This window comes from Acinetobacter legionensis, from assembly GCF_048551735.1.
GTDB lineage: Bacteria > Pseudomonadota > Gammaproteobacteria > Pseudomonadales > Moraxellaceae > Acinetobacter.
Genome location: NZ_JBIMBV010000001.1, coordinates 140,748 through 157,526, shown reverse-complemented (window position 1 = coordinate 157,526; position 16,779 = coordinate 140,748). Strand labels below are relative to the sequence as shown.

At 38.7% G+C, this 16,779-nt stretch carries 13 protein-coding genes; 10 read left to right on the top strand and 3 right to left on the bottom strand.

Features of this window, described 5'->3' with window-relative positions; translation table 11 throughout:
• Positions 1 to 134: 134 nt before the first annotated feature.
• Positions 135 to 641 (top strand): hypothetical protein, encoded by a 507-nt coding sequence (locus ACG9ZL_RS00695; protein ID WP_336953718.1) that lies wholly within the window; start codon positions 135 to 137, stop codon positions 639 to 641.
• Positions 642 to 718: 77 nt separating this feature from the next.
• On the opposite strand, the gene ACG9ZL_RS00690 is transcribed toward ACG9ZL_RS00695, so the two are convergent.
• Together ACG9ZL_RS00690 and pap are read right to left on the bottom strand one after the other, a co-directional pair.
• Positions 719 to 1,597, bottom strand: coding sequence for a hypothetical protein (locus ACG9ZL_RS00690; RefSeq protein ID WP_419358738.1), 879 nt, complete (start codon positions 1,595 to 1,597; stop codon positions 719 to 721).
• Between the two features lie 21 nt (positions 1,598 to 1,618).
• The gene (pap, locus tag ACG9ZL_RS00685; protein WP_419358736.1) at positions 1,619 to 3,037 is read right to left on the bottom strand and encodes a polyphosphate:AMP phosphotransferase; all 1,419 of its coding nucleotides are present in this window, start codon (positions 3,035 to 3,037) and stop codon (positions 1,619 to 1,621) included.
• 199 nt (positions 3,038 to 3,236) lie between these two features.
• Here pap and ACG9ZL_RS00680 point away from each other — a divergent pair, with 199 nt between their 5' ends.
• From ACG9ZL_RS00680 to hisIE, 7 genes are all read left to right on the top strand, one after another.
• Positions 3,237 to 3,944, top strand: a complete 708-nt coding sequence (locus tag ACG9ZL_RS00680) for a DUF8198 family protein (RefSeq protein ID WP_419358734.1) — start codon at positions 3,237 to 3,239, stop codon at positions 3,942 to 3,944.
• A 152-nt stretch (positions 3,945 to 4,096) separates the two neighbouring features.
• Positions 4,097 to 5,041, top strand: coding sequence for a bifunctional demethylmenaquinone methyltransferase/2-methoxy-6-polyprenyl-1,4-benzoquinol methylase UbiE (gene ubiE / locus ACG9ZL_RS00675; protein ID WP_336953714.1), 945 nt, complete (start codon positions 4,097 to 4,099; stop codon positions 5,039 to 5,041).
• Positions 5,042 to 5,073: 32 nt separating this feature from the next.
• Positions 5,074 to 5,745: a ubiquinone biosynthesis accessory factor UbiJ gene (locus tag ACG9ZL_RS00670; protein ID WP_419358732.1), complete on the top strand. Its 672-nt coding sequence runs from the start codon at positions 5,074 to 5,076 to the stop codon at positions 5,743 to 5,745.
• 3 nt (positions 5,746 to 5,748) lie between these two features.
• A complete protein-coding gene (locus ACG9ZL_RS00665) occupies positions 5,749 to 7,368 on the top strand; it encodes an ABC1 kinase family protein (RefSeq protein WP_336953712.1) in 1,620 nt (539 codons plus the stop codon).
• A gap of 130 nt (positions 7,369 to 7,498) precedes the next feature.
• On the top strand, positions 7,499 to 8,581 hold the full coding sequence (locus tag ACG9ZL_RS00660) for a patatin-like phospholipase domain-containing protein (RefSeq protein WP_336953711.1): 1,083 nt from the start codon (positions 7,499 to 7,501) through the stop codon (positions 8,579 to 8,581).
• Positions 8,582 to 8,891: 310 nt separating this feature from the next.
• Positions 8,892 to 10,181: an FAD-dependent oxidoreductase gene (locus ACG9ZL_RS00655; RefSeq protein ID WP_419358730.1), complete on the top strand. Its 1,290-nt coding sequence runs from the start codon at positions 8,892 to 8,894 to the stop codon at positions 10,179 to 10,181.
• Positions 10,182 to 10,347: 166 nt separating this feature from the next.
• On the top strand, positions 10,348 to 11,133 hold the full coding sequence (hisIE, locus tag ACG9ZL_RS00650; protein ID WP_419358728.1) for a bifunctional phosphoribosyl-AMP cyclohydrolase/phosphoribosyl-ATP diphosphatase HisIE: 786 nt from the start codon (positions 10,348 to 10,350) through the stop codon (positions 11,131 to 11,133).
• Positions 11,134 to 11,189: 56 nt separating this feature from the next.
• Here hisIE and ACG9ZL_RS00645 read toward each other — a convergent pair whose 3' ends face one another.
• Positions 11,190 to 13,187, bottom strand: a complete 1,998-nt coding sequence (locus tag ACG9ZL_RS00645) for a PhoX family protein (RefSeq protein ID WP_336953708.1) — start codon at positions 13,185 to 13,187, stop codon at positions 11,190 to 11,192.
• 261 nt (positions 13,188 to 13,448) lie between these two features.
• On the opposite strand from ACG9ZL_RS00645, the gene ACG9ZL_RS00640 reads away from it, so the two are divergent.
• On the top strand, positions 13,449 to 14,942 hold the full coding sequence (locus tag ACG9ZL_RS00640; RefSeq protein ID WP_004725463.1) for a UvrD-helicase domain-containing protein: 1,494 nt from the start codon (positions 13,449 to 13,451) through the stop codon (positions 14,940 to 14,942).
• 93 nt (positions 14,943 to 15,035) lie between these two features.
• Positions 15,036 to 16,409, top strand: a complete 1,374-nt coding sequence (locus tag ACG9ZL_RS00635) for an ATP-binding protein (protein WP_419358726.1) — start codon at positions 15,036 to 15,038, stop codon at positions 16,407 to 16,409.
• Positions 16,410 to 16,779 lie beyond the last annotated feature (370 nt).

Genomic DNA, 16,779 nt, shown 5'->3' with positions numbered 1-16,779 from the left:
AACATTCGCCACTATACAACACCATCATACTATGGCATTTTTAAAACATTATTTGGAAATAACTTCACAATTTCAAGCTTAAACATGCGTTTTCAAAAATATGAGAAAAAGCTTGAAACAAAGGTAATTGTTTTATGAAAATTGATAAACTTCCAGACTCAATCGATCCAAGCTTAAATTTAGAACAGATTCGTGATGAATGTTTGGAGCAAGTTAAAAAGCGCTCTTACGTATCTGCTGGAGTCGCCGTGATTCCTGTTCCGTTTTTAGATGTTGTGATTGATGTGGGTATGCTGTCTCTTCTCATCCCTGAAATCAATGCCCGTTTTGGTTTAGCGCCAGATCAAATCAGTGTTTATGACCCTGCAACCAAGAAAATTCATTGGAATGAACTGCGCAAACGTGGTTTTGAATTTTCAGGTTTGGTGGTTGCACGTACTGCAGTAAAAGCATCATTGAATAATATGGCCGCTAAAATCATTACTAAACAGGTGACTAAGTTTATCCCGCTAGGTGGTTCAATCATTGCTGCAAGTCTAGGCTATATCGTAATGAAGAAAGTTGCGGAAGCACATGTAGAGGAATGCTATAAATTAGCGAAAGATATTCAAAACAAACAAACTCAAAAGTTAGTGAGCTAAATATTCCTAATTTGAATATGTATAAAGCGGATTCTTAATCCGCTTTATTTTTTATATGTAACAGAAAAAATAATCAATTAAATTAAAAAACGATTTCTGATCCATGTTTCTATTTTCTTACGATTAATACCCTTAGTGACAGTTATATACGCAATTTTCTCTAAATTAAATTGAACATTGAGCACTTGCTCAATATTTGTCAAAAACAGGTTTAAATATAATAAATCAACTTCTGGTAATTTATCCGGCTCAATATCGATAGTGAATATATGGCTTTCCCTCATCTTTATCCGCTTTCTTTCTGATGAAGAATCGTTATAAATATCGATTAAATATGTATCATTCAATGCTTCAGGCGAATTTAATCTAATTTCTAGTATATAACGACGGTTCTTTTCTTCATCAGTGAGTTCTCTTGGAGTCAACCATTCACCATCGGTTGTTAAAGTAAATGAAATTGACCAATTGAATGGATCAACTGGATGAATATCTAATCGCTTCAATAATTGATAAGCAGGCAACTCAGGTAAGCGTTGATCATAATACTGTTGAATCTGCTCAACAGAAGGATGTAACTCTTCCAAGAAATTAAAAACTTCAAAAAGATTTGCTAAATACACAGGCTGATGACGAATATTTTCTAAAATAAAATCATCAAAATATTGAATAACTTCAGGATTTTTAGAGAAACTTAATATAGACCAGACTGCTCTTAAACTTCCTATATCATGATTGCTTAAATCATAAAGCTCATTTCTCAGTTGATATTTAGCTAAACAATTGAGCAAAAACTTATCTACTTCGCTGGTAGAAAGCATATGTAATTTATGAACATTTTTACGACCAGGTAAATATGAATCATTGTCTAGTTTTCGAATCAACTGATTAACTAACTTTTCACTCGGCTGAGTTAAGTACTGTTTATGATCGAGCAAAATCTTTTGTAATGATCTCATAGGAACCAACGCTTAAAACATTTAATCCGCTTTTAACTGCTTTAAAATCGTTTTGAGGATTTGAATACGTGCCGTGTACTTATCATTGGTCGCAACCACATGCCACGGCGCAGACTCGGTATCAGTTCGCTCAAACATATCCGCAGCAGCATTTAAATAATCATCCCAATGTCCACGATTTCGCCAGTCATCAGGGGTGATTTTAAAGCGTTTATGCGGTGTTTGTTCGCGTGCTTTAAAACGTGCTTCTTGTTCATCTTTGCTGATTGCCAACCAGAATTTAACCAACACCGTTTGATTATCCGTTAAATCTTTTTCAAAGCGATTAATTTCATCATAGGCACGTTGCCATTCCGCAGGCTTGGCAAAGCCTTCAATACGTTCAACCAATACTCGGCCATACCAAGTACGATCAAAAATGCTGATTTTTTCCTCGGGTTGAATCTTGGTCCAAAAACGCCATAAATAGGGTCGACGCAATTCATACTGTTCTGGTGCAGCAATGGTATAAATCTCGTATTCACGCGGATCAAGATTTTTCACAATACGCTTGATTGCCCCACCTTTACCAGCTGCATCCATGCCTTCAAAGGTAATAATGATATTGCGTGAATCATTCCGTAGCGCTTCCGATACTTTTTTTGTTAATTTCTTTAATTCAGTTTTGTATTGGTCTTTATCCAGTTCTTCTGTGGCGGGTTGCAATAAACACTCAGGTACAGTTGCCTGTTTCCACTTGGTTCTTACCGTTGTTTTATGTCGAGGCAACTGCTTTAATGCTTGCAGAATATACTGAGCAAATTGTTGGTCTCGGGCAACACAATCTTCACAGTCAATCACATACCAATCATCGGTAAAACGCTGACGTAATTTTTGCACAATATCATATTGTTTTTTATTCCGCCAATCCAAGCCCATTAGCTTATGCCAATGCTGTTCTGATGCATCCATCGCATCTAAACGCTTTTGTAAGCTTTTCCAGGGTAAATCAAACCAAATTTTGATCACATCGACATGATTATTTTTTAGGTCTTGTTCATAAGCGCGCATATTTTCGATATAGGTATCGAACAAAGTTTCATCTAAGGGTTTAGAAACATGCATGGCTGTTGACAATAAATCACTGTACCAATTACCAAAGAACAGCTGGATTTGCCCTTCTGATGGAATGTGCCGTGCATAAGGCTGCCAAAAACTTTGTTTATTGCTAAATAAACTTGGTGGGTCTGCTTTAACACGTAAATAACGAGGATCAACCCATTCTCGTAATTGTTTAACCGCTTCCCCTTTCCCCGCAAGCTCGATACCACTGACTAAAATGACCAAGCTTTTGGCATTATTTTTATCTTTAGAATTCTTTAAGGCATATTGTGCCTCAATCAGATCAACGGATAATTCTTCTTCATCACGCAACGCAAACGCTAATTGTTCTTCAATCATCTGCTTCTCTATGGTCTGAAACTTCAATTGAGTATACCTATTCCCAAAAACAGAGTTATATTATTTTCTGTATAAAATCTTTGATATTGTCTATTTAAAAATCCACTGACTATATTTCTCTATTGTTTTTTTACTTTTGTCATAGTGATACCTAGCAACTGCCTTTATGCTGTTGCTAAACGAAATCCAGAGTTTCTGTATGTCAAAACTTGCTGCACTAGATCAGCTTTTAGAACAATATCAACAATTGAGTTATCACAGTGACCCAATTCTAGAAAAACGCCTGCATGAAGCGCAGGACTGGTTAAAAATGCGTATTGAAAAGACCCATCATGCGCTATTCAATCAAAAAGAAAATCAATTGATGGCAAAATATTTCATCAACCGTTTATATGGTGGTCCTGAATTTGATGATTTGGCAATACAGATTGAACGTTTGCTAAAATATGCGCACAAAGCAGAAAAAATTCTTCCTGAAAATGCCATTAAGACTGGCTTAAAATCCGTTGGATTGGCGGTACTGGCCATGCAACTTGATGAGCAGGTTGCTGCACAATTACTTAAGGATTACCCTGTTGATCAAGTGATTGATGATGAAATGATGCGACTGACCTTACTAAAATTAGATCAAGCAGAAGCCCGTCAACAACAGCTAGCTTTATTGGATGATTTGGGTGGAGCACTAGACAAATACATGCGTTCATTCATTATGCATACTGCATTTAAAATGTGTAAAGGTACTGCAACAAAATATAAATTTGAATTGATGTATGACTTTATTGGAGAGGGTTTTATTGCGATGAAGCCAATGAAATCTGCAGCTGATTTTATCCATGCATTTACCCTAAAAGAACGTGATATTGTCGAAAAAGTGCATGCTGGAGATCCCAATCCATTTCAAGATTAATTTGATTTTTGGCTGTATCAAACCGATCTCTAAGATCGGTTTTTGTATATTATTCATAACAATTTCATGATGAGGACTGCAAAATTATGCAGAATCTGTCATTATGCAGAGCAATATAAAATTTCCCATTTTTGTGTTCAGGAGTGACTCAAATGTCGAATGAAAACCAAAAGCCTACAGCCCCTGCTGAAACGGCAACGAATACAGACAAAGTGAGTCCATTTCTAACAGAACCATTACCACAAGGTACTCCACAAGGTCAGCAACAGTCTTTACAGCAACAACAGGTAGATACGCCAGTTTCTGGGACTGTGCCAAAATACAACCTCCCACGTGGTGCCAATACAGGTAATGTCGGCGCAACCACGCATTTCGGCTACAAAACTGTTAATAGTGAAGAAAAAGCGCAAAAAGTCGCTGAAGTCTTCCATTCTGTAGCAAGCAAATACGACATTATGAATGATTTAATGTCATTCGGTATTCACCGCCTCTGGAAACGCTTTGCGATCAATATGTCAGGTGTACGTCGTGGTCAGCACGTGCTTGATATTGCAGGCGGTACAGGTGACTTAGCCAAAGTTTTCAGCCGTGAAGTTGGTCCAACAGGTCATGTGGTTTTATCCGATATTAACGAGTCCATGTTGAATGTTGGTCGTGATCGTTTGATTGATGCTGGCTGTACCAATGTTGATTTTGTATTGGCCAATGCTGAAACCTTAGAGCCATTTGCAGACAATAGTTTTGACTTGCTCACCATCAGTTTTGGTCTACGTAATGTGACTGATAAAGATGCTGCACTCCAAGCGATGTATCGTGTATTAAAGCCAGGTGGTCGTTTACTGATTCTTGAGTTTTCAAAACCAGTATTTGAACCATTTTCAAAGCTCTATGATTTCTATTCATTCACGGCTTTACCATTTATGGGTAAAGTTGTTGCCAATGATGCGGAAAGTTATAAGTATTTGGCTGAATCTATTCGTATGCATCCAGACCAACGTACCTTAAAAGGTATGATGGAAAGTGCCGGTTTCCAAAACTGTGATTACCACAATTTAACCGGTGGTATTGTGGCGGTACACCGTGGCTTTAAACTGTAATTTCCCCAAGATATAACAAGCAAGGTTGAATTATGTGGTCAATTCTGGCACTCGGTGCAGTTGAACGATTAATCAATCAGTTTATTAATTTGGATGCAATTACCCGCATCCAATTTAATCAGTTACAAGGCAAACTGTTACGTGTCGTGATGGATACGCCACAGCTTTCTGTCGATGTTTACTTTGATCAAAATAAAATCCGTCTTGAACCGACTGTGACTGGTAAAAGCGAAACACCTTCAATTTTTGAACAACGTCCTTTTGACAAAAATGTTGCGATTGCAGAAGCGACAGCAGCATTACATGTAAAGAATGTTGTTGAATTGGCTAAATTATTTGTTGCGGATGATATTGGAAATATTCCTCTACAAGGTGATTATCACCTACTGCAGGACATTCAAAATATTATCCAACAGCTTGAGCCTGATTTGGCGGCCCAGCTTAGCCCGTGGATTGGTCCTGCACTCGCACATGAAATTGGCAAAATCCAACTGGCGCCAAAGCATCTCAAACGCTCAATGCAAAGTCATTTATTTTTTGTAGAAGACTTTTTAAAAGAAGATACTGGTGTATTGGCTCCGCGTTGGCAAATGGATGACCTGCAACAAGATACCCGTCAACTTAACCAAAATATTGACCGACTTGAAGCAAAAATTCAGCAACTTCAATCTCACTTTACTCAAAATCAAAATCAGGTAATTTAATATATGATTCCGCATATTGCCCGTTTATTCGAACTTTGGCGCATCGCCGCGCACTATAGACTCGACACACTGGTCCCTGCGGAAGAATTACCTGAGAAAGCTCGGCATGCTTTAGCTTTAATTCGGCTACACCCTGCGGCATGGTCAAGTAAAGAACGTAAAAACCCGCTCAAGCTTAAAGAAGCCTTAGAGGAAATGGGGCCTTTGGCAATTAAGCTGGGCCAATTACTTTCCACGCGTCGTGACTTAATTCCACCTGAAATTTTACAGCAATTGGTTTTATTACAAGATCGGGTTAAACCCTTCGATGTCAATATTGCAAAAGAGCGTATTGAGCAATCTCTGAAAGCCAAAATTTCTACAATTTTTGCTCGTTTTGATGAACAACCTTTGGCTGCTGCATCTATTGCACAAGTCCATACTGCTGCGCTACATGATGGTCGTGAAGTGGTGGTTAAAGTCACTCGTCCAGATATTCGCAGTCAGATTCTACAGGATTTTGAAATTCTGCAGTGGCTAGGATCAAGTTTAGAAAAACGGCTTGAAGCAGCTCGTGCAGTGCATTTGTCTGAAATCATCCAGAATTATCGTCAAGTCATCTTAAATGAACTGGATCTTACGCTAGAAGCAGACAATACCCGTCGTATGCGCCATTACTTCACAGGTTCAAGCATGATGTATGTGCCTGAAGTCTATATGGATAGTAAGGATGTCATGGTTGCTGAACGGATCACAGGGGTTCCAATTTCGGATATTGAAACCTTTGAAAAACTTGGTATGGATCGAAAAGACCTTGCTGAAAAAGGTTTGACTATTTTCTTTACCCAAGTATTTCGTGACAATTTCTTCCATGCAGATATGCATCCTGGAAACGTTTTTGTTGAAACATTGAATCCAAGCCACCCTCGTTATATTGCCCTTGACTGTGCAATTATGGGTGAGCTATCTAAACAAGATCAGATGACCGTTGCACGTATGTTGCTTGCGGTCATGAACAGTGATTTCTTGCAACTGATTCAAATTGTGCATCAGGCAGGCTGGATTCCACCGGGCACCGATCAAGATGCGTTATCCCGTGAAATGCGCCGTACCGTTGGACCAATGGTGTCTAAACCGATGCATGAATTGGACTTTGCGGGTATTTTGATTCAAGTCATGGACATTGCACGTCGTTTCCATTTAGAAATTCCACCACAATTGATGTTATTACTCAAAACGTTGGTACATGTGGAAGGTTTAGGTACTGATTTATATCCTGAACTTGACATTTGGAAGCTGGCAAAACCGATTCTCACTGAATGGGTAAAAGCGCAAATGAATCCTCAGAAAAACTTAAAAGAGTTAGGACAAAAAATTCCTGATTTACTTTTAGGTGCACAGGATTTTCCAACTTTAATGGTTGATAGTTTAAATGGTTTAAAAAATCAATCTGCATGGCATGCTAAACAATTACATGAATTGCAAATGATGCGTTTGGAAGTGGAACAACAACAAAAACGTAGCTGGATTTTCGGAAGTATCATGGCGATTTTACTTTCTATTGCGATCATTGCACCGTGGTATATTTCAATTGTTTTGATTATCTTGTCCACTGTTTTAGCAGTTTGGCGGATTGCCAAATAACGCAATTCAGCCTATTCAATGAATAGGCTTTTTTTGTCTATGACTGTTAAGTCACTGAGTGACATCTCTCGCCATTGTTCAATATATCACTCACTCTACAATAAAAATATCCGTTTGAGTGAGTGAAATCATGACCCAAATTCTACAAAAACGCCCTGCAGGAATTGTCTTACGTGCAGGCTCACTTGCCAAACAACGCATACAACAAGAAGGATTATCTGCACATCAAGTAGATATGATTCCTGGTGCAGCTGGCGGCCCCAAAGGTATTGGTTTAATGGGGCTAGATCAAGCAATTTTCGGGGATTTTCTCCAACGGGCAAAACAAAGACGCTTTTTAATCGGTTCATCCGTCGGTGCATGGCGCTTTGCTGGAATTTTAGCGCAAGGTGAACAAGTCGGTCCTGAGCGTTTGGCAGAGTTATATATTAACTTACCCTTTCATAAAAAGATGAACATTGCAGAGATTGAGAAAATATCTCGCGACATGTTGTCCAACATTTTAGACCAACACAGCCAAAAACTGGTCGAACATCCCGAGTATCACCTCACAATTATCGCTGCAAAAGCAGAACATTTATTTCAAAGTGACCAAAAGCTTGCACTGTATAGCTCCTTACTCGGCATTATCGGCAGTAATGCAATTTCAAGAAACCATCTGAATAAATTTATGCAACGGGTCATCTGTCAGCCAGCCCAGTTCCCTCAATTTAAAATTCAAGATGACGCTTTTAAAACCCATTATTTAAATTTTAATCAGCACAATGTTGCGGATTGGCTGATGGCCTCAGGTTCGATTCCAGCAATTACACCTGCGGTAAGAAATATTTCCGATGCGCCACAAGGCGCGTATCGAGATGGTGGTTTGATCGACTATCACATCGATTTGCCTTTTGAGAGTAAAGGGATTGTTTTATATCCACATTTTTCCGACAGCATCATTCCAGGCTGGTTTGACAAAATGTTTAAATCTCGCACTGCCAATCCTGAAAACCAAGCACGGACTTTACTGATCTCGCCTTCTCAAGACTATTTAAAATCTTTACCTTTAGGACGTTTACCAGATCGTAAAGATTTTGTGATGAAAGGTCTCGATGATCAGAAGCGAAAACAATTGTGGAAGCAGTCTGTAGCAGAAAGTCAGCGGCTGGGTGATGAATTTTTAGAAATGCTGGAGAAACAAAATTTTACTGAAGTGATGCTAGATTTATAATTATTAAACCGCATTATTCACCTCATCCAGCGTTAAATTAATATGATTTTCAATAATTTAAATTTACCAAAACAGCATTCTTGATGACTTGGGATAAATGACGTGAGATATAAGTCTGAGACATGAGCCAGTCATAGCTCAAGCTTTACATCATGTATTTTTCACTGAATTTAATCAGTGTCTGGCCTCGTCTATATGCGTTGATTTTTGGCTAAGCCCAATCAAGGAATAAAGAGCTTGATTCAAATTATCCCTTGTTAATTTCTTGCTTTTTGTTAAATTTAAATTATTCAAAGCACTTACTCTAATAATGAATCAAACTAAAATTCCAAAATTTGCCATCGTCGGTGCAGGAACAGCAGGGCTTGCTGCAGCAATTTTACTCGCACAACAAAATATTCAGGTCACCATTTTTGAGAAAGTATCTGAGCTTAAACCTGTCGGTGCGGGCTTATTACTTCAACCGTCTGGACTTGCAGTTTTTGAGCACTTAGATGTGCTTGATGATGCGGTTAAACTCGGTGCAATGGTCACAGGCTTAGAGGGACAACTCGCCAATGGTTTTAAATTGGTAGATAGTCATTATGCTCAAGCCGATCCTGATTTTTATGGTTTAGGTATCCATCGAGCCAGCTTATGCCATGTCTTGGCAAAGAAATGTCATGAATACCCTGATCTGATCACTTGGCAAATGAATGCCGATATTCAAAAGCTTGAAGAATCTATTTATGAAATTAGAGTTTTGGGTACGGTCAATGCTGAGTCTTTTGATGAGGTCTTTGATAGCGTTATTATTGCCAACGGCGCGCGAAGCCAACTGAGACCAAACGCATGGGTTAAAGTCGATCAAGCCTATCCTTGGGGCGCCAAATGGACCATTGTTCCCGAATGCTTACAGCTCAACACTCAAATTCTGCATCAATTTTATGACCGCTCCAAGATCATGATGGGAATATTACCGACAGGTGCGATTCCATCCCAATCAGATCAACGACTTTCCAGTATCTTCTGGAGTCTTCCAACAGATCAGCTTGGAAATTTTTTACCTCATCAACACGCCCGCTTAGAATGGTTAAAAGAAGTATCTAAACGCTGGAAGCCCGCTGCAGAATGGTTAGAGCAAGTCATTGTCAATCCTGAACAAAAACAGCAATGGTTTTCTGCCCATTATCGTGATGTGGTTTTATCTAAGTTTGGTGAAAGACGTATAGGCATTATTGGAGATGCTGCACATGCTATGAGCCCACAGCTTGGGCAAGGTGCAAATATGGCACTTTTAGATGCATGGGCTTTAGGACAAGCAGTCCATGTGGCACGGAACAATGAAACGATCGATTATTCGAAGCTGTGGCAAAACTATCATCAACATCGCAAAAGCTCATCCGCATTTTATCAATTTTTAAGCCGTTTACTGACGCCTTTATATCAATCTGATCTTTGGTGGGCAGGTGGTTTACGAGATCTAAGCTTCTCGTGGATGTATCGTATCCCTTATTTTCGTAAAGAAATGGCAATCACCGTGTCGGGATTAAAATCGGGTATATTTAGTCAAATGAAGTATGAGGATATTGCTCGATCGTCTTTGGTAAGAGGAAAATAATGTGCACTCAAGTTGCCAATTCTGTAATTTTAAAGCGTGAACAAGCGTTTTTATCTCGACTCAATCCATAATCAATATTTTCCTAAAATGCTAGAAATAACGTACACTATACAACCGCTAGCATGTCAACGTAGCACTCTTTCTTTTTATAACTTGGTGAAATCCTATGAACAATCTGCAATGGCTCGATGAAGTAAAATTTAACGAACAAGGACTTATTCCTGCTATTGCACAACATCATCAAACTGGACGTATTTTGATGGTGGCATGGATGAATCGTGAGGCATTACAACTGACTGCTGAAAAAATGCAGGGCGTTTATTTTTCTCGTTCACGAAATAAGTTATGGTTCAAAGGCGAAGAGTCTGGCCATTTTCAAACCGTTTATGAAATCCGTTTAGACTGTGATGCCGATGTCATCGTCTTACAAATTGAACAGCATGGTGGAATCGCCTGCCATACAGGTCGAGAGTCTTGCTTCTATCGTAAGCTCACTGCAACTGGTTGGGAAACTGTCGATGCACAATTAAAAGATCCAAATGCAATATACGGTGAAAAACTTTCATCAAATCCACATAGCATTGCCATGAATAGCTCCAATGCGCAGGCTGAACAGGTAGAAGTCTTGGGTTATTTAGGCAAAATGATGGCTGAACGTAAAGCAGCTGATCCAGATTCTTCTTATGTGGCAAAGCTTTACCACAAAGGTTTAAATAAAATCTTAGAGAAAATTGGTGAAGAAAGTATCGAAACCATCATTGCTGCAAAAGATTTTAAATCTGAAGCGTGTGAAGATCATAAAAATGATCTGATCTATGAAGTTGCAGATCTATGGTTCCATACCATTGTGATGCTTGGTTATTTTGAGTTGGATGTGCAATTGGTACTCAACGAACTTGCACGCCGTCAAGGGCTTTCTGGGCTAGTTGAAAAAGCCAATCGAGATCATTAATTGGGTATTTATAAAAAAGCAGCGAAATATCGCTGCTTTTTTATTTAAAACTAAAATTAAGAAGATTTTTTCTCAACCGAAGGTGCAACTGGGTCTGCTGTTAAATAACCCACTGCTGCTGCAAAACGATCTTTATAATTCGCTCGAATCAAAGGATCTAAAGTTGCTTGAACCTTACTATGTAAAGAACCCCAATCCCCTGCATGCTGGAAGTTACTCATAATATAAGTCCAACCATTGATTGAATCGACTGCATGTAAACCTGTAGATTCAGCACCTGCTGGGCAAGAAAGAATACGATCTAATTTCTTGGTATCTACATTATACGCCCATAAGTAGTTATTCACATGGTTACCACTGTCTTCACCAATGAATAAGGTACGGAATGTTTCAGAGAACTTTAAGTTATCCGCACTTGCAATCGTGTTTGGATCAGAAGTGTTACCAATACCTAGTGGATCAGCAGCTGCATCAATATCCTTCCCGATTAACAGCATATGCGATTGATAAGGTACCCACTCACTGACGATTGGACTACCTGATTTATCACTCTTAGACCCTGCTAGATCATGTGCAACAATTCCACCTGCTGAAATTTTCTTAGCGAATGACACGTTATGCGTATCGACCCAAGCCGCATTGCCTTTGATCATTGAATCTTGAATATTGGCTAAAGCAGAATAAGCAACTTTGTCTTTGGCATTGACTGTTGTGCCTTCCATTTTTGTAAATGCCATACTACCGCCCATCAAAGCAGCGTAACGATGGGTTTCTAAGAATGCTGCTGCTTTTTCCATTCCAGGTTTAACTTTCACCCAAATGGTTTTCTTTTGCAGAATAATTTTAGTATAGCTTACATCTTGTGGATCTTTGTCCAAGCTTTCCATGATCTCTGTTGGTTGAATATTTCTAACATTCACCAAATCTTCAATTTCTTGGCTAGTTGCATGACCCAACTTAATCCATTGAATTTGTGCTGTTGAGGTTTCATTTAACTCATTCAAATACTTCGCCACATACAATGTTCCCGCAGATAAGTCTTTTTCTTTATCTGCAACAAACATAAACAAGCCACCATTGGTATAGTCATCACCCATTAACGCAGTACGATTATCTGGCATAACTTGGATTAGTTCATGTGAGATACGACCTAAACAATAATGTTTTTTTGCAGTACCTGTACCATCTTTGTTCACTGTAATTTCAGGCAAATGTCCATAGTTATAAGGTTTTGCAGAGGTTTCATCACCATAGACGTTTTTACTATAGGCTTTCATTGTTGCCATATCAGTGCCTAAGCCCTGACCAAATGCATCTGGCTCGTATTCTTCACTTGAAAGGTGTGTTCCCCAAGGTGATAAACTCGCACCACACGTAATCCATAAACCATGTGCTTTAGACATATCGACATTATGATATTTAACTAAAGTTAAATGACCTGTTTTCGGATCTTGATCCAGTGAAATTACCCCAATCGGTGATGGCAATTTACCATACATATCATTGCCAGCTAAATCACGAGTCGTATATTCAAATTGCACCACCGCAAATACAGGGTTGCCTTTTACACCATCAACCTTGGCATCTTTGACTGTCAATAATGAAGTACCATCTGGGCAATCTGAAAAGAATTGACGTTCTTTGCCTGCTACAGATTTATCCATAATTGGTTGGTTTTTGATATCATAATAACCACCAGCCAAGATCTTCCCACCTTTTCCATCATTGATCATATCGCCTGTTTGGAAGAAGGTTTTATAGGCAAGTTTGTAGTCAGTCTTGGTATTGTCATCCCAAGTTACAGCCAAGCCTGAAGCAACTGTTGTTGTTGCCATTGCTGCTGCATTTGCCAATGTTGGTGCATCCATCGGCGTAAATGTTGCAGATTTTAATTTAGCTGGATTGATCGGCGGTTTAACTGCAGTATTTTTATCATCATCGTTACATCCTGCTAGTGTGGCTGAAGTTGCCATTGCCCCAAGTGGAAGAAATGGAATGCTGGCTAACCAAGTAAGCACTTCACGGCGTGTATGTCGGCTGGCTGAATTTGTCATAACTTTATCCGAATATGTTTTAGAATTGTCCCGTGCTCAGTTTAGAAAGCAGTTATGACAATCTAGTTTCACTTTTAAGTCATTTTAAAGACAAAAGCCCCAATACCTCATATTATGATAAAAATGATCAGGATACGCTCCGCAGATTATTAGCGCAGTCGTTTAAATAACATCTTGTTAGATTTCACCCTAGTGCTGAGCAATTTTTGCTATACTCTGTCCCATATTGAATTTTCAAGCTAATAAGATTTTATAAATACTGTGCCTTATTCTTTTACACCCACATCTGAGCAAAGCTTTGCAATCGCAGAAGCGAAAAAAGGACAATCATTTAAAGTGATTGCCTATGCTGGCACAGGTAAAACCACGACTTTGCAGTTAATCAGTGATGCGATGACGGAGCGCCGTGGCATGTATTTGGCCTTTAATAAGGCAATTGCCACAGAAGCACAGAATAAATTTCATCAAAATGTAGATTGCCGCACCTTCCACTCTTTGGCGTTTCGTAGTGTGTCGCGTGGAGTCACCGATAAATTACGCCTGCCGCGTTTAAGTCCCAGTTTTATTGCCAAAGAATATCGTCTCGAACCCATCACACTTAGACGTTTAATGGGTGGGCGTTATGAAAAATATGTGCTAATGCCCAGCCGTTTGGCGAGTTTAGTGGCCAATGCTGTAAGTTATTTCTGCTCGACCAGCTCACAATATCCAGCACCACGTCATATCCAAGCACCAAGTTGGCTGCATGCAGATGATATCGAGTCTTTACAAAAACACCTTTACCCTGCTGTAGAAAGACGTTGGTTAGAGTCGATTGATACCAATCATCAAGCAGGCATAGGTCATGATATTTATTTAAAACTCTGGGCATTATCAGACCCATTTATTCCAGCAGATTATGTACTCTTTGATGAAGCACAAGATGCCGATCCATTAATGCTTGGTATTTTATTGCGCCAGCGTAATACTCAAGTGATTTATGTGGGTGATGCACATCAACAAATTTATGCGTGGCGTGGTGCGGTCAATGCCATGCAACAAATGCCACTTCCTGAATCTCGTTTAACCACTTCATTCCGTTTTGGTGATGCGATTGCAGATGTGGCCAATCATTTGCTCGGTGCATTGGATGAAACTGTGCCTTTATTGGGCAACCCTGAAATGAAATCGAGTGTGGTCAATAAACCACATACCAAAATGCGTGATGCGATTTTATGTCGTACCAATGCACGCGCAATGGAGTTACTACTTTCTGGTCTCGTGCAAGGCGATAAGGTTGGATTACAAGCCGATCATGCAAAACTCAACCGTTTTGTTGATGCGGCAAGTTTGCTTAAACAAGGCAAACGTGTTGTTGATGTGCCTGAACTGGCTTGGTTTAACTCTTGGCATGATGTACATGAATACTGTGAAACCAACGATGGCAGTGATATCAAACCCTTAGTCAAATTGGTTGACGATCACGGTACGGAACCTCTCAAAAAAGCACTTGCTAAAATAACCCCAATAGAGCAAGCTGATTATGTGATTTCAACTGCACATAAGGCCAAAGGGCTAGAATGGAATCGTGTACATATCGAAGATGATTACCAATTTAAAATAAACGGTTTAGAACATAAAATCAGCGATGAAGAATTAAGGCTGTTATATGTCGCCTGTACACGGGCAAAGGTCAGCTTAAATATTCATCACATCTATGATCTCGTGCAACAATTGAAAGTAAAAGCGCCATTTAAAAATAAAGCAACAGCATAAGGTTTTTGACTCACTCATCTGTATCAGCGAAAAAAATCGCAAGGTGAAAATATCAACAGCTTTTTATGCTGTCAGTCAATTTTCAGGTATCCTATGAAACTAGCAGCAATTCATTTTCGCCACACATACCATTTTGCTGATTTAAAAATAGACTTTAATTATAAAAACAAACCAATCAGTTTAATTGTTGGCGAACAAGCCAGTGGTAAAACGGCAATTATTAAAAATATTTACCAAGCTTTGACTTGGTTTCCTGCACGTCTAAAAGATTTGCGCACCCCTGGTGTGGTAATGCTCGACCAAGACATTATGCAAGATCGAGTACAATCCAAAATAGATGTTAAAATCAAATTCCCAATAGAGTTTGGTCAACTTGCAGAAAGCACTGCAACAGCAGAACAAGATCCGCAAACTTGTCATTGGCAACTATATAAAACCTTAAATAGTTCTGGTGTTGGTCTGAGTAAAGTTGACTTAGCACAACTCGAACAGCTGGTAGAACGTTATAATCTAGTACTCAAAAAAGATCCTGTTCAAGGCTTACCTTTAATTGCCTACTACCCTGCTGAACGATTTGTAAATGAAGTGAATATTCTCAATAAAAATAATCCTATTATTTTACAAGCGCACTATGCCTATGAATTAGTACCGATTCCATATACCACCTTTGCACGATTTTTCGAATGGTTTCGCGAAATCAGTGATATTGAAAATGCACAAATCGCACAACTTTTTCAAAGTGTTTTAGCGCAAAAAGAATCTTCAAATCAAAGCGATGAGGATTTTCAAAGTATTTTATTTCAAGCCCGTGCTCAGTTACATGCACCCAGCTTAAAAGCCTTAAAGCAAAGCTTGAGTATTGTCCTTCCTGAAGTCACAGATCTCTATTTAGAGTATCAGCCCAAATTACAACTGATGGTCACTTATAAAAATCAAAGTCTGACTTACTCACAACTGTCGAATACGGTTAAAAATTGGCTGGCCTTAGTCGGTGATTTGGTGCGTCGTATGTGCATACTCAATCCTTTAAGTCTTTATCCTTGTGAAGAAGGTGAAGGCATCTTACTGATTGATCAAATTGATGTTGATTTAGACCAATTTGGCCTTCAGTTAATTCTCGATCGTTTAAATCAAGCCTTTCCTCGTTTACAGATCATTGCCACAGCCAGTCATGAAGAACTGCTTGAGCAAGCCGACGAATATCAATGTTTTAAATTGGACAATAAAAAGCTTTATGAAATTCAGAACAATAAAGTATGGCAAGAATACCAAGATATTTATGAAAACTTGCTCAAAGAAATCCCAGAAACCTCTGAACAAGATTTACTTGAACCCGAACCCAATCTGCCAGTCAATGTTCAACAACTTTTTGAGCAGTTTAAACACCTTACTGAAGAACAAAAAACCGAATTAAAACGTTTAATCCAATCTGGTGATGACCAAGCTTCACATAAGTTCTTATTATAAGAAATAACTCAGCCTAAAGACGTCAATATCAGACAATGAATGATCATTAATCGCATGACACTGTCTTTTATACTCCTTTCTCAAATCATGAATATATTCACGTTCATATTCATTGTTGTATAAAATTCAATACAACATAGATTGATTGTTACAGCATGATTTTCAAGCAGCAAAAAGTCATATGAAGCGTATAATTACAAATGTTTGCGTAAAAAACGACAAAATAAATTGATGTTATTCTACTCATGTAATAAGATGAAAAAATCAATTTAAATTAGATTTTTCAATGCAAATTGATTTTCTAATCGCTTTCTCAAGTTGCGCAACACAACTCATTTTTTAATTACTAATTTAATTCGGCTTTCAAGAT